This window comes from Nocardia sp. TBRC8007, from assembly GCF_056629435.1.
Genome location: NZ_JBWSOR010000033.1, coordinates 22,581 through 39,644 on the forward strand (window position 1 = coordinate 22,581; position 17,064 = coordinate 39,644).

General features: G+C 64.6%; 13 protein-coding genes and 1 pseudogene. 11 read left to right on the top strand and 3 right to left on the bottom strand.

Going from position 1 to position 17,064, the window contains the following annotated elements; all coding sequences use genetic code 11:
• The first annotated feature begins 21 nt into the window (after positions 1-21).
• Complete coding sequence (locus tag ACX4ZE_RS19060) at positions 22-534, top strand: hypothetical protein (RefSeq protein ID WP_480274815.1); 513 nt, start codon at positions 22-24, stop codon at positions 532-534.
• A gap of 61 nt (positions 535-595) precedes the next feature.
• Here ACX4ZE_RS19060 and ACX4ZE_RS19065 read toward each other — a convergent pair whose 3' ends face one another.
• On the bottom strand, positions 596-1,360 hold the full coding sequence (locus ACX4ZE_RS19065) for a DUF8020 domain-containing protein (RefSeq protein WP_480274816.1): 765 nt from the start codon (positions 1,358-1,360) through the stop codon (positions 596-598).
• 641 nt (positions 1,361-2,001) lie between these two features.
• Between ACX4ZE_RS19065 and ACX4ZE_RS19070 the strand changes: the two genes are divergently transcribed.
• Positions 2,002-3,657: a sigma-54-dependent Fis family transcriptional regulator gene (locus tag ACX4ZE_RS19070; RefSeq protein ID WP_480274817.1), complete on the top strand. Its 1,656-nt coding sequence runs from the start codon at positions 2,002-2,004 to the stop codon at positions 3,655-3,657.
• 410 nt (positions 3,658-4,067) lie between these two features.
• Positions 4,068-4,277 carry a hypothetical protein gene (locus tag ACX4ZE_RS19075; protein WP_480274818.1) on the top strand — a complete coding sequence of 70 codons (210 nt, stop codon included), beginning with the start codon at positions 4,068-4,070 and terminating at the stop codon, positions 4,275-4,277.
• Between the two features lie 142 nt (positions 4,278-4,419).
• On the opposite strand, the gene fabG is transcribed toward ACX4ZE_RS19075, so the two are convergent.
• On the bottom strand, positions 4,420-5,172 hold the full coding sequence (gene fabG / locus ACX4ZE_RS19080; protein ID WP_480274819.1) for a 3-oxoacyl-ACP reductase FabG: 753 nt from the start codon (positions 5,170-5,172) through the stop codon (positions 4,420-4,422).
• A gap of 406 nt (positions 5,173-5,578) precedes the next feature.
• Between fabG and ACX4ZE_RS19085 the strand changes: the two genes are divergently transcribed.
• From ACX4ZE_RS19085 to ACX4ZE_RS19095, 3 genes and pseudogenes are all read left to right on the top strand, one after another.
• Positions 5,579-6,667 (top strand): alpha/beta hydrolase, encoded by a 1,089-nt coding sequence (locus tag ACX4ZE_RS19085; protein WP_480274820.1) that lies wholly within the window; start codon positions 5,579-5,581, stop codon positions 6,665-6,667.
• A gap of 259 nt (positions 6,668-6,926) precedes the next feature.
• A complete protein-coding gene (msrA, locus tag ACX4ZE_RS19090; RefSeq protein WP_480274821.1) occupies positions 6,927-7,424 on the top strand; it encodes a peptide-methionine (S)-S-oxide reductase MsrA in 498 nt (165 codons plus the stop codon).
• A gap of 169 nt (positions 7,425-7,593) precedes the next feature.
• Positions 7,594-8,813 (top strand): annotated as a pseudogene (locus ACX4ZE_RS19095) (UPF0182 family protein); the annotation flags it as partial.
• 114 nt (positions 8,814-8,927) lie between these two features.
• Here ACX4ZE_RS19095 and ACX4ZE_RS19100 read toward each other — a convergent pair.
• The gene (locus tag ACX4ZE_RS19100) at positions 8,928-9,740 is read right to left on the bottom strand and encodes an IclR family transcriptional regulator (protein ID WP_480274822.1); all 813 of its coding nucleotides are present in this window, start codon (positions 9,738-9,740) and stop codon (positions 8,928-8,930) included.
• Between the two features lie 89 nt (positions 9,741-9,829).
• Here ACX4ZE_RS19100 and hutH point away from each other — a divergent pair, with 89 nt between their 5' ends.
• The 5 genes from hutH (at position 9,830) to hutI (ending at position 17,035) form a co-directional block, all read left to right on the top strand.
• Positions 9,830-11,455, top strand: a complete 1,626-nt coding sequence (hutH, locus tag ACX4ZE_RS19105; protein WP_480274823.1) for a histidine ammonia-lyase — start codon at positions 9,830-9,832, stop codon at positions 11,453-11,455.
• Positions 11,452-13,104, top strand: coding sequence for a urocanate hydratase (hutU, locus tag ACX4ZE_RS19110; RefSeq protein ID WP_480274824.1), 1,653 nt, complete (start codon positions 11,452-11,454; stop codon positions 13,102-13,104). Before hutH ends, hutU begins: the two co-directional genes overlap by 4 nt.
• Positions 13,097-14,299 carry an allantoate amidohydrolase gene (locus ACX4ZE_RS19115; RefSeq protein ID WP_480274825.1) on the top strand — a complete coding sequence of 401 codons (1,203 nt, stop codon included), beginning with the start codon at positions 13,097-13,099 and terminating at the stop codon, positions 14,297-14,299. The genes hutU and ACX4ZE_RS19115 overlap by 8 nt, the downstream gene beginning before the upstream one ends.
• A gap of 65 nt (positions 14,300-14,364) precedes the next feature.
• Positions 14,365-15,711 carry a formimidoylglutamate deiminase gene (locus ACX4ZE_RS19120; RefSeq protein ID WP_480274826.1) on the top strand — a complete coding sequence of 449 codons (1,347 nt, stop codon included), beginning with the start codon at positions 14,365-14,367 and terminating at the stop codon, positions 15,709-15,711.
• A 124-nt stretch (positions 15,712-15,835) separates the two neighbouring features.
• Positions 15,836-17,035, top strand: coding sequence for an imidazolonepropionase (hutI, locus tag ACX4ZE_RS19125; protein ID WP_480274827.1), 1,200 nt, complete (start codon positions 15,836-15,838; stop codon positions 17,033-17,035).
• Positions 17,036-17,064 lie beyond the last annotated feature (29 nt).

Sequence of the window (17,064 nt, forward strand, 5' to 3'; positions counted from 1 at the left end):
CAACGAGGAGGGGCGGACGAAGTGGTAACGATTGCACAGCTGCGAGCGGTTCTGTCGATTCTGCGTGTCGACCCGGACGAGGTCGGTGTGCGGTCGGGTGATCCTGGTCCGCGTGATCCGAACGCGGAGCGTGTGCTGTTGGCCGGCTTGCTACATCGAGTGGCAGGCAGTGAGCTGCGGAAGATCGTCGCTTCGACGATGGACGACGAAGCGGTCATTCGTGCGGCGGTGGTGAGCACCGTGCCGCTGAGTGGAGAAAATCCCACGGAACAAGTACATTTCGACGCGCATTGGCTGCACGATCGGATCGGTGCATTGGCAGCGCGCGCTACGGTGGATCCGGTGCCGGTACTGCTCGATGCGGCCGCGCACTCGGCGGACGCGGCCGAGGCGCTGCTGCTGCTCAGCCGGAACCCGCATGGTGACGACGAGGACAACCGATGGGAACGAGCGCTCGATGACTTGGGGCATGCCTATCACTTGATCAACGATGAGCGCGTGGGGCGCTCGAACACGACAACCATCCCGCTGTAGCGGGGAGCTCCGGCGGTGGTATCTATCCTCTCGGCGACGCCGGGGCGTTGCCGAGAGGATGTCATTCGGGTGTTCTCGGTGCGGATTGCGCGGGTTTGTCGGCGAAATGTGTGGTGTTCTCGGCCGCTTGCAGGGTGGTGAGGAGGTTTATACCACTAACGATCAAGGTGGGGCCGCCTGTCGCGATGGTCCCGAGGATACTGCCGACGCTCGCTCCGGTCAGTAGGCCGGCTACGCAACCGGCGGCGACAGTGGTGAGACAGCCGATCGTGGCACCGAGTGCGGTGCCGACGAAGCTGCCGATCGCGGTGGCGAGTCCGAACTGTCCGGCGAATTCGTTGCGAGCGCGCTGGTTTTCGGCCGGCGAAGCGATCGGTGTGGCTACCAGGGGTTCCGTGATCGTGAAGTGCTCGGGTCTGACAGGTTTCAGCTCCAGCACTGTGTGGTCTTGCTTCAGTTTCGGCTGTACCGTGATCTCGGCGCCCGCGACTCTGAAGTCCAATGGAAATGACATGACGAGGCGACCGTCTCGGTCTCGAACATCGAGCACATCGACCACCGAGGTGGTGTCGACTGGGGTGCCGCCGCGATCGACAAGCACACCGTTACGCGTAATCGGGCGTGTAGAGATATCGTCCACCGGATGGTCTCGGAGTCCCTTGGACAACTCGAAGGTCCCGCCTTCGAGTGAGGCCACCACCGCGTGATCGACGAGTTCGGCCGAATAGGTGATGGTGGATGCCTGCTCGGCACGGGCCAGGCCTGTGCCGATGATCAGCGAGCCGATGACTGGAACTGTTGTCGCGGCCATGCCGCCGAGTCGCATGATCTATCCAATCCTTCATCAGGCCCATAGCTCATCAGGCCCATAGCTGCGTTCAGCGCAGCAGAACCCGCACCCCAGCGTTGCTCGCGCGGCCGTAACGCGCATTCGGGGTAGCCTATCATCGCGCGGAAACAGGACAGGCGTACAGTCATTTCCATCGGCTCACGTTTGCCGTAGGTAGCGTGCGTGAACTACGTCACTTTCGTGTCGTTGGCAGCGTCACCAGTGGCATCGTGGCTGAGTAACTGATCGAGAAATCTCGATCAGCGGTCTGTGCGGACAGTGTTATCGACGGTGATCGTTCGCGCGACTTACATGATGGGCGGCTTCGACGGTGCGGTAATCGCCGCTCCAGGCGCGTACGCCGCGGCCTGCCCCCAGATGCGACCTTATTCGTGTGATCACTGCCGGTGGACCGGTCGATCCGCATAGGCACTGTGTTCCTCGCATAGACACTGTGTTCCTCCGGATCGGAGAGCGCGGCCGTGCAAACGATGTGATACAGATCATCGAGGTGACTATTCTTGACTTCGCGGACGAGGATTGCCGCGGCGACTGTCCATCGGTCTGACCGGATGTCGGAGAATGCGGCAGTCGGGAAGAAAGCGAAGAAATGGACTACAAGGAGTGAGGTAGCATCGGTGCCTGACTCCCAATGCGGTTTGTCGGTGGCGCGGCCGGAGATCGAGCTGTCATGGAAGCGGTCGAAACTCAGTGGTGTTGTGCCCGAGTTCAATGGTCTGGTCGATCTCCCTGTGACTGAATTCGACCCCAGCAGTCGCTTGCTCGAAGCCGCGGCACCTGTGCTGGATCGGATGGCCGACCGGCTTGCAGGAACTGCGTTCAGTTTGCTGCTCGTCGATAGTGACTGCCGTCTGGTGTATCGGTGGTTCGACGACCCACGATTCGAATCCACGTTGGATGAACTCGGTATCAGGGACGGAGTCACCCTGGCCGAGCAGGCGATCGGAACCAATGCGCTGGGCACGGCGATGGAGACCCGCAAAGGGATCATCATCAACGGTGCCGAGCACTATATCGAACCGTTCAAAGCATTCACGTGCTATGGGCACCCCATCCGGCATCCGGTGACACGGCGTCTGGAGGGTGTCCTCGATATCACCGGCACATCTCCGGGAGTGAATCCGCTGTTGGCGCCGTTCTTGGTGCGTGCGACGGAAGATATCGAGCAGCGGCTGCTCGATCAGGCGAAGGCCTCGGAGCAGGCCCTGCTCACGGCCTTCCAATCGGTTTCGCGGCAGCGCCGCGCGGTTGCCGCCGTCGGCGACGACATCATGCTGACCAATAAGTCGGCCCTCGACCTCCTCGGTCCAGCCGACTATGCAGTGATGCGTATGCTTACTGATGATTCGGACCGCGGCGCCCACTCTGTCGATCTCACCTTGACCTCCGGCCTAGTGGTGCACGCTCATCTGGCACGTATCGCTGGGGCAGGCGGCGGCACTCTGTTCCACTTCGAGCCAATCGAAACGGTCACCGCCCGTCCGGTGCGGCAGGCCGGGCGCCCCGCTAGCACGGCCTCACCTACCGGGCTGTTGCTGGTGACAGGCGCGCGTGGCACTGGGCGTAGCACCGAGGTGCGTAGGCTTGCGCATGGGGCTACTGTGGATTTCTTCCACAGTGCCGACGTCGCGGTGGATGGCGAGCAAGCGTGGGCGCAACGGTTGCGCGAGCGGCTCAGTAGAGCTGATGGCACTGTGTGTGTGGAGCACATGGATCTTTTGCCTCGACCACTGGTCGACGTGCTCACCGCCGCGATCTTCGCCGGTCGCGGTCCCCAGCTGATTCTTACCGCCCTGCCGCTGTCGGAGCTGAGCGGCGCACAGGCCGCACTGGCCGCTGTTTGCCTGCATCGGGTGGAATTGCCACCGTTGCGGGACCGGGGACCCGAGCTCGCGGAGATCGCGAAACGCATTGTGCGGGAATTGGATCCCGCTGCTGATATACGACTGCTGCCAAGCGTGATCGAAGTTCTGGCCGCCCAGCCGTGGCCCGGCAATCTGCACGAACTCAAGGCCGTTCTGGCGCATGTGGTGCGGCATCGGCATAAAGGCGATGTGACCGTCAGCGACCTTCCGGCTTCTTATCGGCTGGCTTCGCGCGTGCGACGGTTATCGGGCCGAGAGCGTGCCGAACGTGATGCCATCATCGAGGCCTTGCGTCGCAACGACGGAAACAAACTCAAGGCCGCGCGTGACCTCGGAGTCAGTCGCACCACCTTGTACGCGCGGCTCAAGGCATTGCGGATCACCGATAGCGGGCTGTTCATTTCCTGAACACTTCACCGCGGCCCTGCGTGTCTAGCGTTTGGGTAGTCCTCATCGCCACGCTCGAGCGGCGTGACGTTCAAGGGGGACACAGTTCAGGAGATATCGGGATGATCGCTATGGCAAGAACCGGCTGCGATCTACGGTGCGGAAGCCTCTCTCCGGCACCACGACACTTTGGCAAGGGCGCCCCTCGGTCGATATCGATTCTCCTGCTGAACCCGGAGGCGGGACACGCACCCGGCACAAGGGTGCCGCCTCCACCGTTTGATGGCAGAACACCTTATCCAGGAGAGCGAATGATGCAGATCTTTGGTTCCTGGTGCGCTCCAGGTGATAGAGCAATCGGAGATCCTCGGCGTGCCCACCCTTATGCTAGTCCACAGGGGCTGTGCCCTTCCTTTCCCCGGACCTCGCTGATGACCAGCATGCCGCCGAAAAGACAGGTCCGGCGTATTCATATCGAGTCCGGTGCGCTGAAATTGGACTACCAGGCATCGGCGGAACAGGTCGAGAATGTCGCCGAGGCGTTGGCTAATGGCTACCGCACATTGGGCCTGATCGTCACCATCGATGACGAGGTGAACGAGAATCTGCCGCCGCTGCCCTGCGCGATGCTGTGGGATTAGCGACGGACAGGGAGTAGCGATGGATGCGGGGTGGTGAGGGGCGTGCTTCGGGAGGGTATCCGATAGCTCCGCTGACCACTCCGCCGCTCATCGCACGCTGTCGCCGCAGCCGTGCGCGCACGAGGCCTCGTGGGCATCGCTATCAATCGGTCGGGCCGCCGGCCACGTAGATCACTTGCCCGGATACGAAGCCCGCGCCTTCGCTGACCAGGAACGAGGCGGTGTGCGCGATGTCTTCGGGGGCGCCGACGCGCTGCACCGGTATCTGTGTGGCGGCAGCTTTCTGGAACTCCTCGAACTGGACACCTACGCGAGCGGCAGTGGCCGCGGTCATATCGGTCACGATGAATCCGGGAGCGATGGCATTGGCTGTGACGCCGAATTTCCCCAGCTCGAATGCCAAAGTCTTGGTGAATCCTTGCATTCCTGCTTTGGCCGCCGAGTAGTTGGCCTGACCGCGATTGCCGAGCGCCGAGGTGCTCGACATATTGACCACGCGCCCCCATCTCTGCTCGACCATGTACTTCTGTACCGCGCGAGTGAGCAGAAAGGCGCCGCGCAAGTGCACGTTCAGCACTGCGTCCCAGTCGTCGACGCTCATCTTGAACAGCAGATTGTCGCGCAGGATGCCGGCATTGTTCACCACGATGGTCGGTGCGCCCAAGTCGCTTTCCAATTGTTGGATCGCAACGGCGACCGACTTCTCGTCCGAGACATCTGCCCCCAGCGCGACGGCCCGCCCGCCGATCCCGGTAATCGCCTCAACAGTATCGGCACAGGCCGCCGCGTCGAGATCGAGTACGCCGACACGCAGCCCGTCCGCGGCCAATCGCTTGGCGATCGCTGCGCCGATTCCCCGTGCAGCGCCGGACACTACTGCAACTCGTTCGCCCATGAGCGCATCCTTTCATCTCATCGGTCGGAAGGTGCTTCAGTCATACCGCACCCGGTTGATCGCCGCAGCCACGGTCGCACGGTGTATAGCTACCGCTCACAAGCTCTTGTCCCCAAGGGGTATCTGCTGTCGAACCGAGCGCCCTAGCTTTCGCTACGGACCGCGCTCAGCTCAGTTCCGGACAATTCACGCTGCGGTGCGCCGCGGAGGAATCCCGCTGCGAGAGTCACGGGAAGTTATGCAGGGCATGAGCCAGGAGAGGCGAATATCACAAATAAGTAACAGGTGACGCTCCGCTGCGGACAAGCGAGTGGACGACTCGCGCAGTAAGGCGGATCAGAAGTGTATCGGGATGAGGGGATCCGGATGCTGCGCGATCGAGAATTCTCAACGAAAGGTGTCACCGATGCGGTCCTCCCGCGCCCGATCCCGAATATCTCCCAGCAGCGTCCTGCGCGCGTTACTGGCCCCGATCCTCGCGGTCGTGGTGACATTCGGGACCGTGATCATCGGGCTTGTGCCGACGGCGTCGGCAGCGTTCGACCCTGCCGGATTCGATTTCTGGGTCGATTCGAGCATGGGGCCGATCAAATCGCGCGTATTCCGGGCGGACGACGGCAATACCGACCGCGTCGTGTACGCGCTTGACGGCATGCGCGCCAGGGAGGACCTGAACGGATGGGAGATCGAGACCGATGTCGCCAGGGAACTGACCAAGTGGAATATCAATGTGGTGATGCCCGTCGGTGGCCAGTCTAGTTTCTACACTGACTGGAACGCGCCGTCGAGCTTCTTCGGCATCCCTCCCGGCTCCACGTCTGGGTCTGCGTCCGGCTCGGCGTCGGGTTCCGCGTCCGGCTCGGCGTCGGGTTCCGGCGGTTTGCAGGTTTTGTCCGGAGGGCCAGGAAAGTCCTACACGTACCGCTGGGAGACGTTCCTGACCAAGGATCTGCGTAATGCGCTGCGGGACCGTCTCGGCTTCAACCCGAACCGGAACGGAATCTTCGGCTTGTCCATGGGTGGCAGCGCCGCGCTCACCCTGGCCGCCTACCACCCCCAGCAATTCAGCTTCGCGGGTTCGTTCTCCGGATACCTGAACATCTCCGCTCCGGGTATGCGTGAGGCGATCCGCGCCGCCATGATCGACGCGGGTGGTTACAACGTGGACTGCATGGCCCCACCGTGGGATCCCAAATGGCTGCGCATGGACCCATTCGTTTTCGCACCCAGGTTGATCAAGGACAACACCCGGCTCTGGGTATCCGCGGGCAGCGGCAGGCCTACGGCTGCCGACCGACCGAGCTTCAACACCTTGACCGGCATGGGCCTGGAGGCTCTGGCTCAGGTGAACACGCGCGCTTTCCAAGTTCGCATGGCGACACTCGGCGCGAAGAACATCACTTATGATTTCCCGGCTTTCGGCATCCACGCTTGGAACGCCTGGCAGAACGAAGTCATCCGGATGCTCCCCGATCTGTCGAAATCGATCGGCTGAGCGTCGCGGTGCCGTGCCGGCTCGGTCTGCCGTATCCGTGCTTGTGCGGGACGCGCAGGTGGCGGTAGCCAGGACACCTCATGCAGTACCGGTGGTGGGGCTTTTGGACTTTTCCAGCCGCATAGTGGGTTGTACTTGAAGTCGATACGCGGAGTTCGTATGGCAGCGGAGTTCGTATGGCAAAGGAAAGCGATCGAACACTTCTGGCAGGGCGAGTGTGCTCGGGCGCATACTGGGCTCTCTTCGCGAAGGAGGAAGTATGACCGATACGCGTAAGGCAATTCTGGCCGGCGGATGTTTCTGGGGTGTGCAGGACTTGATCCGTAAGCAGCCCGGGGTGCTCTCCACGCGGGTCGGCTATACCGGCGGGCGCAACGACCACCCCACCTATCGTGACCATCCGGGTCATGCGGAGGCCGTGGAGATCGTCTACGACCCGGCCCTGACGGACTACCGGGCATTGCTGGAGTTCTTCTTCCAGATCCACGATCCGACGACGAGAAACCGCCAGGGCAACGACATCGGTACCAGCTACCGTTCGGCGATCTTCTATCTCGATGATGAGCAGAAGCGCATCGGGCTGGACACTATCGCCGATATCGACGTCTCGGGTCAGTGGCCGGGCCAAGTGGTCACTGAGGTGACCCCGGCGAGCGATTTCTGGGAAGCCGAGCCCGAACATCAGGATTACCTGCAGCGCTATCCGGACGGCTATACCTGCCACTTCCCGCGGCCGGAGTGGAAGCTGCCGAGGTAACCGATCACCGCGTAGTGAGCCACGGGCCATCCCCGCCTGTTCGTACCTGCTTCGACGGTCGAGTTCGGCGCTGTCCTCGGCTGGTATGCCGACCGACCTACACGACAGCTCGACCCTATCGGCCGTCGAGCTCGAGCGAGCTTGATCGTCCGTCCCCTATCGCGCTGAAAAACACTTCTACAGCTTCCCCGATCAGCTGGACCTGGATCTTTACCGTATCAACGGAGAATTGCGCGACTACGTGGTCGCGATGCGCGAGTTGACCCCGAGCGCGCTGAGTGGAAAACAACGGCACTAGGTCAATCGGCACACCGTCTACACCCATGGCGACGGGTTCGTCGCCGCACCGGCCAACCGCGTCAATGCCGCGGTTTGCGAGGCGGCGGGCAACGCCGCCAGCAGTAATAGGGCTATCCGATATACGCGGTCGGCGATATCGCCTCGCAAGTATCTGGTCAGCAGGTGATCCCGGTAGATCAGTCCCGTGTCTACTACGGCGAAGTAATCGCCGAGGCCGACCCGGACTATGCCATTGTCGGAGGTGGTGTCGAACCCAGCGAGTACGACACCGGCACCACCGAATACACCTACACCTGGGTCGGCGGCGTCTCGATCGGGAACTGGTTCAACCGCTTGGCCTTCGCGGCAACCTACAGCGAACGCAACATCATCTTCTCCAAGGCGATCGGTCCCGGATCGAAGATCATCTTCAAACGGGATCCGCGCCGGCGTGTCGAACTCGTGGCACCGTGGTTGACGACCGACAACAACCTCTATCCTGCGGTCGTGACGGGCCGGATCATCTGGATCGTCGATGCGTACACTGCGATAGACGGCTATCCCTACGCCAAACGAAGTTCGTTCGAAGCTCTCGCGCCGGGCAGTGACAGCCGCATGCGCTCTCTTCGGGGGCTCTCCTACGTGCGGAATTCGATGCGGACTCTGCTCGAGCGGTCGAACAGGATCCAGTACGGCAATCTGCTTACCTTGCTGATCGCCGCGGGTGGTGTGCTCTATATCGAACCGTTGTTCACCGAACGGATTTCCACTACACCACACGGATCGACCTTCCCGCAGCTGGCGCGGGTGCTTGTCAGTTACCGAGAACCCAGCACCGGTGGGGTCCTCGTCGGTTACGCTCCGGCCCTCGCCGAAGCGCTCGGTCAGGTGTTCGGTACCGATGCCGGTCGGCTCGCTACACCACCCGGTGGTGGTCCTACGGTGCCGCTACCATCGGGCCGATCGTCGGCGCCGTCCACGCCGATAGAATCACTGCCGGTCCTGGATCAGGCGAAAGTCGCCGAACTCAATGCCCAGATCGATGCTCTCCGCGCCGCCCTGGTCCGGATCCAGCAACGAGTGAACGAGCGCAACAGTCCTGGCCGATGAAGTTTCCAGGGCCGGTCTCTGCGGCGTGGACGAAGATCTTTCCCGATATCGTCGAATCGCGTTCTCCTGTTCTGGCCGGTAGTGTGCTGGCGGGGATCACCGCCGTGAGGAAGCTCAACCGCGCTCGGTAGTCATGGCGTGAGCGCGGCGGCCACCGAGGGTGGCGGTGAGGGCAGAAGCGGTGGATCCGACCTGGGCGGCCAATTCCGGCCAGATTCCGCCGCACTCGGTCGATTCGTCCGGACAGTGATGGCGGATGGTGACTCCCACTGCGGCGAGCGGGCGGCCGCCGTGGTCGAACACTGCAGCCGCTACAGTTGCGAAACCGGTTGTAACATAACCATCTTCGACGCTCCAACCGCGTCCGGCCTCGAGTCGGAGCAGGCGGCGCAGTTGGGCGAGAGTGCGCGGGCCTCGCGGCGTGCGCATAGGGAAAGCGGCCGGGCCAGGGAACAGTGCCCCCACATGCGGGCGGGACAACTGCGCCAGCATGGCGCGTCCGGTTGCGGTCAGGTGGGCCGGTAGTCGCACACCGACGTCGGTGACCAGGGTCTGCGGCCGGGGCGGGCGCTGTTCGATCAGGTACAACGACTCGTTGCCGTGCAGGATGCCCAGATGCGCGGTGTACCCGACGGTGTCGACAAGATTGCGCAGCAGCGGAGCGGCAACTCGCTCCAGCGGATCGTGGCGCAGATAGGCCGATCCGAGTTCGAAGGCCGCGATGCCGAGACCATAGGTGCGTTCGGCGGGCAGATGTGCCACATACCCGGCCGCACGCAGCTCGTTGAGCAGGTGATAGGTCGTCGACCGCGGCAGTCCCAGCTCACGCGCGATCACTGCTGCGGGTATCGGGACGGGGCGACGGGCCAGTAGACCCAGCACCCGCAGGCCACGTCGCAATCCGGGAACGTCACTGCTGTCGCCCACGAGCACCACCGTAGCAAATGTCTGAGATACCAGACAGAATTCGCCATAAGGTACTCGATTCGAACTGTTGCACGGGTTGAAATGTGTCCATGACCGCAACCCGAACCGATCCGGTGCCGGTGGGGGCCGCGCCGCTGACCGCTCAGCATGTACTGGCCGTCGCCCGAGACGGCGCTCCGGTGCAGCTCGACGACAGCGCCCTGGCCCGGCTGGCTACCGTGCGTGCGCACATCGATGACCTGGCCCATCACCCGAAACCTGTCTATGGAGTGTCGACCGGATTCGGGGCGCTGGCGTTGCGACACATTCCGCCGGAGCGACGGATCGATCTGCAGCGTTCGCTGATCCGCTCGCACACGGCCGGGGCAGGCGCCGTGGTGGAGCCGGAAGTGGTCCGCGCGATGATGCTGTTGCGCTTGCGCACCCTGATGAGTGGGTATACCGGGGTGCGGCCGGAGACGGCGGAGACGCTGGCCGGGCTGCTCAACAGCGGGTTGATCCCGGTGGTGCCCGAGTACGGGTCGCTGGGCTGCTCGGGTGATCTGGCGCCGTTGGCCGCGGTGGCATTGGCTCTGATGGGCGAGGGCGAGGTCTTCGGCCCCGACGCGATCGCGGTGCCCGCCGGTCCGGCTCTGGCCGCGGCGGGCATTGAGCCGTTGGTGCCTGCCGAGAAGGAGGGCCTCGCGTTGACCAACGGTACCGATGGCATGCTCGGCATGCTGGTGCTTGCCGTGGACGAGCTGAACCGGCTACTCGATATCGCGGATTTGACCGCGGCGATGAGTGTGGAGGCGCTGCTGGGCACCGACCGGGTATTCGCCGCCGACTTACAAGCATTGCGGCCGCATCCGGGACAGGCGCGGTCGGCGGCGCGTATGTGTGCGGCGTTGGCCGGTTCGGCGATCATGGCCAGCCATCGCGGCCCGCAGTCGAGCCACGAGCTCGCAGGAGACGGCCCGCCTGACCACGGAGAGCCAAGGGAGACCGCGCAATCGGATACTGGCTGCCCACGAGTGCAGGACGCGTATTCGCTGCGCTGCGCTCCCCAGGTGCACGGCGCCGCGCGCGACACCGTGGCCCACGCCGAGGCCGTCGCGGCCCGCGAACTGGCCGCGGCTATCGATAACCCCGTGGTTCTCGCCGACGGGCGGGTGGAGTCCAACGGGAACTTCCACGGCGCGCCGGTCGGCTACGTGCTCGATTTCCTGGCCATTGTGGTCGCGGATGTCGCCAGTATCGCCGAACGCCGCACCGATCGGATGCTGGATGTGCACCGCTCGCATGGACTTCCGGCCTTTCTGGCCGATGATCCCGGCGTCGATTCCGGTTACATGATCGCCCAGTACACCCAGGCGGGGGTGGTGTCGGAGCTGAAGCGGCTCGCCGTGCCCGCCTCGGTGGATTCCATTCCTTCCAGCGCGATGCAGGAGGACCACGTTTCCATGGGCTGGTCGGCGGGGCGCAAGCTACGCCGGGCGGTGGATGGGCTCACCACCGTGCTGGCGATCGAATTACTCACCGCAGCGCGGGCGTTGGATCTGCGCGCACCGTTGGCTCCGGCGCCGGTGACCGGTGCGGTCCGGGATCTGGTGCGCAGCCGGGTGCCCGGTCCTGGGCCGGATCGGCACCTGGCGCCCGATATCGCCGCAGTGATCGAACTGATTCGTTGTGGCGCAGTGAATTCCGTACTCAACCTAGAGGTGTCCGGCTCATGACCGAAACCATTCGTGCGGCTCGCGGTACCACGTTGACCGCCCGCAACTGGCAGACCGAGGCAGCGCTACGCATGCTGCACAACAACCTCGATCCAGAGGTAGCCGAACGGCCGCAGGACCTGGTCGTCTACGGCGGCACCGGGAAGGCGGCGCGGGACTGGCCCAGCTTCGCCGCGATCACGCGCGGCCTCACCGAACTCGGCCCGGACGAGACACTGCTGGTGCAGTCCGGCAAGCCGGTGGGTGTGCTGCGTACCCACGAATGGGCACCGCGGGTGTTGATCGCCAACTCCAATCTCGTTCCGGACTGGGCGAACTGGCCGGAATTCCGGCGGTTGGATGCGGCAGGGTTGACGATGTACGGCCAGATGACCGCGGGTTCATGGATCTATATCGGTACACAAGGCATTCTGCAGGGCACCTACGAGACATTCGCGGCAGTGGCGACCAAGCGCTTCGGCGGCAGTCTGGCGGGAACCCTCACCGTCACAGCGGGTTTGGGCGGCATGGGCGGAGCGCAGCCGCTGGCGGTCACCATGAACGGCGGCGTGGCGCTGTGTATCGACTGCAATCCGACGCGCGCACAGCGGCGGGTGGATACCCGCTACCTGGATGAGATCGCCGCCGATCTGGACGATGCGCTGCGACGGGTGCTGACCGCGAAGCAACAGCGTCGGGCGCTGTCGGTAGGTCTGGTCGGTAATGCCGCCGAGGTGCTGCCCGAGCTGTTGCGTCGTGACGTGTCGGTGGATATCGTCACCGACCAGACCTCGGCGCACGACCCGCTGGCCTATCTGCCGATCGGCGTCGCACTGGCGGACTGGGACGATTACGCGAGCAAGAAACCGGACGAGTTCACTCGGCGTGCCCGCGAATCCATGGCGCAGCATCTCGACGCGATGCTGGGTTTCCTCGACCGTGGCGCGGAGGTGTTCGACTACGGCAATTCGATCCGCGGCGAGGCGAAGACCGGTGGTTGTGACCGGGCCTTCGACATTCAAGGTTTTGTGCCCGCTTATATCCGTCCGCTGTTCTGTGCGGGCAAGGGCCCGTTCCGGTGGGCAGCGCTGTCCGGTGATCCGGCCGATATCGCCGCTACCGACCGTGCGATCCTGGAACTGTTCCCGGACAACGAGTCGTTGGCCAGGTGGATTCGGCTCGCGGGGGAGCGAGTGGCGTTCCAAGGGCTGCCCGCCCGCATCTGCTGGCTCGGCTACGGCGAGCGACAGCGGGCGGGACTGCGGTTCAACGAGATGGTCGCCGCAGGCGAGCTGGCCGCGCCGGTGGTGATCGGCCGCGATCACCTGGACTGCGGGTCGGTCGCCTCGCCTTATCGGGAGACCGAGGCGATGGCCGACGGCTCGGACGCGATCGCGGACTGGCCGCTGCTCAACGCCTTGGTGAACACCGCGTCGGGCGCCAGCTGGGTGTCGATCCACCATGGCGGCGGGGTCGGTATGGGACGATCCATTCATGCTGGGCAGGTGACCGTCGCCGATGGCACCGAGCTCGCGGCGCAGAAGATTGATCGGGTACTGACCAATGATCCGGGTATGGGTGTGCTGCGGCATGTCGACGCCGGGTATCCCGAGGCGGAAGAGGTAGCCCGCGCACACGGGATGCGGATTCCGATGTGGGGCAATGAGTAACGCGAATCAGCTGCTGTCCGAGATCCATCGCGTCGGCGCCGATCCGGTGCGCGGGGGCTATTCCCGGCACCTGTTCGCGCCCGCCGAGCGCGAGTTGCGGGAATGGTTCACCGCCGCCGCGCTCGACCGGGGACTGCAGGTCGTCACCGACCGCAATGCCAATCTGTGGGCGTGGTTCGACGCTCCTGGCGCGGATGCGGTGGTGACCGGCAGCCATCTGGATTCGGTACCTGGCGGCGGAGCCTATGACGGACCTCTCGGGGTGGTCAGCGCCCTCGCCGCTTTCGAACTGCTGCGTGCGGAAGGTTTTTCCCCGAGGCGGCCATTGGCGATCGCGGTGTTCGCCGAGGAGGAAGGAGGCCGCTTCGGCGTGCCGTGCCTGGGGTCGCGGTTGCTGACCGGCACGCTTGCGCCGGAGCGGGCGCTGGCGCTGCGCGATACCGACGCCGCCATCCTCGCCGATGTGGCACGTACGGCGGGCCACGATCCGGCACGGTTCGGCCGGGATGCCGAGACAATGAGCCGGATCGGCGCTTTCGTCGAGCTACATGTGGAACAGGGCAAGGGCTTGATCCATAGGAATGCCCCGCTAGCGGTGGGCAGCGGCATCATCGCGCACGGGCGCTGGCGGTTCACTTTCACCGGCCAGGGCAACCATGCCGGGACCACGCTGCTGTGTGACCGCCGCGATCCGATGCTGCCTGCGGCGGAACTGGTCACGGCCGTACGTCGGTTGGCGGCTACTGTGCCGCAGGCGCGTGCCACCGTAGGCAGGATCGTCCCGGTTCCCGGTGGTACCAATGTCATCGCCGCCAGGGTCGACCTCTGGCTGGATGTCCGAGTGCCCGCCCCTGGCAGCACCCGCGAGCTGGTGGCCGAGATCACCGAACGAGCCGAGGTGGCAGCCGAGCAGGAGGGCTGCACGGTCGAGGTGCTGGAGGAATCCTACGAGGGCGCGGCCGATTTCGATCCCGCACTGCGGGACCGGCTGGCCGGTCTGCTCGGCGATGCTCCGATCCTGGCCACCGGCGCCGGTCACGATGCCGCCGTGCTCGCACCCTTCGTCCCGACCGCCATGCTGTTCGTCCGCAATCCGTCCGGCATCAGCCATGCCCCGGAGGAATACGCCGAACCCGGCGACATCGACTATGGCACGATCGCATTGGCTCGGGTACTGCGAGAGCTTGCCGGATGACGGCGGCGGATCGTCCAAGATCGCCCCGGTGTCGGCCACGTTCCAGGACGTCGCGCACTGCTGCGGTGGGGCATGGCAAGGGTGCGGCGGTTACCGTGCCGAGGCAGCTGCCCGGTATACGGACCTATTGGTGCAGGCAGGCCTGGTTGCCCGACGGTGTCGCCGATGCCGTTCGCATCGATATCGACGGGGATGTCGTCGTCGGTGTCACGGTCGGCGCGGCACAAAGCGGTACCGTGCTTTCCGGAATGGTGGTGCCGGGATTCGCCAACACCCACTCGCATGCCTTCCACCGTGCGCTGCGTGGGCGCGGCTATGCCGACCGAGGCAGCTTCTGGTCGTGGCGGGAGCAGATGTACGCGGTGGCGTCTCGGCTGCAGCCGGAGTCGTACTATCGACTGGCGCGGGCGGTGTACGCGGAGATGGTGCTGGCGGGCTATACCAGTGTCGCCGAGTTCCATTATCTGCATCATCCTGGGCCCGGGACCAGATACGCCGATCCCAACGCGTTCTCGCACGCGCTGACCGCAGCCGCGACCGATGCCGGGATTCGGCTGACGTTGCTCGATGTGTGTTACGTAGCAGGAGGTTTCGGCAGGCCCACCGCCGGAGTACAGGGACGGTTCGACGATGGTGACGCCGATGCTTGGGCAGCGCGGTGCGAGGCCTTCCGGCCGGCTGGTGCGCTTGTGCGTACCGGGGCGGCCATCCATTCGGTGCGTGCTGTGCCTGCGGACCAGATTCCGGTGGTGGTGCAGGCGGCAGCAGGCGAACCACTGCATGTCCATCTGTCCGAGCAGCCGAGGGAGAACACCGAGTGCTATGCCGTGCACGGCTGCACTCCCGCCGAATTACTGTCCACCGCAGGTGCTTTGACTCCGCATACGGTCGCCGTGCACGCCACCCACCTCACCGAGGGGGATATCGCGGCCCTGGCAGGCGGTTGGGTGAGCCTGTGCCCGAGTACCGAGGCCGACCTCGGTGACGGCATCGGGCCGGCCCGGCGGCTGCTCGACGCAGGCGTCCGGCTGTGCTTGGGCAGCGACGGCCAGTCTGTCGTCGATCCCTGGTTCGAGGCTCGCGCTATGGAGCTGCACGAACGTCTCGCCAGCGGTCGCCGTGGCCGGTTCGATGTCACCGAACTGCGGACCGCCGCCACCGCGCATGTCGCCGCCGGGTGGCCGGATCTCGGTATCATCGGTCCCGGTTTTGGCGCTGATCTGGTACACGTGCACACCGAATCACTTCGCACCGCAGGCAGTGATGGACCCGGAATACTTTATTCGGCAACCGCTTCCGACGTCATCGATGTGATGGTAGCCGGACAATGGGTGGTGCGTGACGGCGTCCATCGCACTGTCCCTGAGGTAGCGCGTACGCTTGCTCGCGAGATCGGGGCGCTATGGGACTGAGCGGTTCATCGCCGATTCCCGCCGGAGCCGAACGCGCCCTGAGCCGTGGCCGGTGTAGTCCGGACACGGAGTATGCATTCGACGCGGAGTACGTAACCACCAAGGAAGCCGGAGGCTCCTTTCGATGACCGCATCCGTCACCACCCTGATCACCGGTATCGGTGAACTCATCACCAACACCGCCGAATTCGGTGTAATACATGACGCGGCGATAGTGCTCGAAGGTGAACGGGTGGCATGGATCGGTCCCGGCGCAGACGCACCTGACGCTGACCGTCGCTTCGATGTCGACGGCCGGGCTGTGCTGCCCGGTTGGGTGGACAGTCACACCCATCTGGTGTTTGCCGGGGACCGCACCGCCGAATTCGAAGCACGGATGGCGGGAACGCCCTACTCGGCAGGCGGGATCCAGACCACTGTCGCGGCCACACGCTCGGCTTCGGATGCCGACTTGGCCGCGAATCTGCGCCGGCTGCGCCGTGAGGCATTGCGGCAGGGCACCACCTGTCTGGAGACCAAGACCGGCTACGGTCTGACTATTGCCGATGAACAGCGGTGTGCCGCACTGGCCACGACGGTGGCCGACGAAGTCACCTACCTCGGCGCGCATGTGGTGCCACCGGAATTGTCGGCCGCGGAATATGTGGATCTGGTGTGCGGCCCGATGTTGGACGCTGTCGCCGATCAGGTCGACTGGATCGACGTGTTCTGCGAAACCGGCGCCTTCGACGCCGAACAGTCGGCGCGGGTGCTCACGGCCGGACGGGAGCGTGGCCTCGGATTGCGGGTACACGGTAATCAGCTGGGGCCGGGGCCGGGCGTGCAGTTGGCGGTGCGGCACGGCGCCGCCAGTGTCGACCACTGTACCCACCTGACCGAAGCCGATATCGATGCCTTGGCTGGATCGGCTACGGTGGCTACTCTACTGCCCGCCTGCGATCTGTCCACCCGTCAGCCGCTTGCCCCGGCCCGGCGACTACTGGACGCGGGTGCCCGCATCGCGCTGGCCACCAATGCGAACCCGGGTAGTTCGTACACCACCTCGATGGCGTTCTGCGTCGCCACGGCTGTGCTGCAGATGAGACTCTCAGTGGCCGAGGCGATCTGGGCGGCCACCGCCGGTGGTGCCCTCGCTCTCGGCCGGGACCTGGCTGCCCCTGGCGCGGTCGGTGTGATCAGGTCCGGTGCCCGCGCGGACCTGCACGTGCTCGACGCCCCGTCGGCCGTGCACCTGGCCTACCGGCCTGGCGTTCCGTCGACCTGGGCGGTATGGCATGCGGGCAGGCACGTGGTGGCCCCTGATCGGAGCAGACCCGGTGGATAAGCCTCGCCCCTGGATGCCGACAGTGCGGA

What these genes read in the sequence shown, in the direction of transcription:
- ACX4ZE_RS19065 (WP_480274816.1), bottom strand. Translation starts at nt 1,360, where the DNA reads ATGCGACTCGGCGGCATGGCCGCGACAACAGTTCCAGTCATCGGCTCG.
- ACX4ZE_RS19075 (WP_480274818.1), top strand. Translation starts at nt 4,068, where the DNA reads ATGACCAGCATGCCGCCGAAAAGACAGGTCCGGCGTATTCATATCGAG.
- fabG (WP_480274819.1), bottom strand. Translation starts at nt 5,172, where the DNA reads ATGGGCGAACGAGTTGCAGTAGTGTCCGGCGCTGCACGGGGAATCGGC.
- ACX4ZE_RS19085 (WP_480274820.1), top strand. Translation starts at nt 5,579, where the DNA reads ATGCGGTCCTCCCGCGCCCGATCCCGAATATCTCCCAGCAGCGTCCTG.
- msrA (WP_480274821.1), top strand. Translation starts at nt 6,927, where the DNA reads ATGACCGATACGCGTAAGGCAATTCTGGCCGGCGGATGTTTCTGGGGT.
- hutH (WP_480274823.1), top strand. Translation starts at nt 9,830, where the DNA reads ATGACCGCAACCCGAACCGATCCGGTGCCGGTGGGGGCCGCGCCGCTG.
- hutU (WP_480274824.1), top strand. Translation starts at nt 11,452, where the DNA reads ATGACCGAAACCATTCGTGCGGCTCGCGGTACCACGTTGACCGCCCGC.
- ACX4ZE_RS19115 (WP_480274825.1), top strand. Translation starts at nt 13,097, where the DNA reads ATGAGTAACGCGAATCAGCTGCTGTCCGAGATCCATCGCGTCGGCGCC.
- hutI (WP_480274827.1), top strand. Translation starts at nt 15,836, where the DNA reads ATGACCGCATCCGTCACCACCCTGATCACCGGTATCGGTGAACTCATC.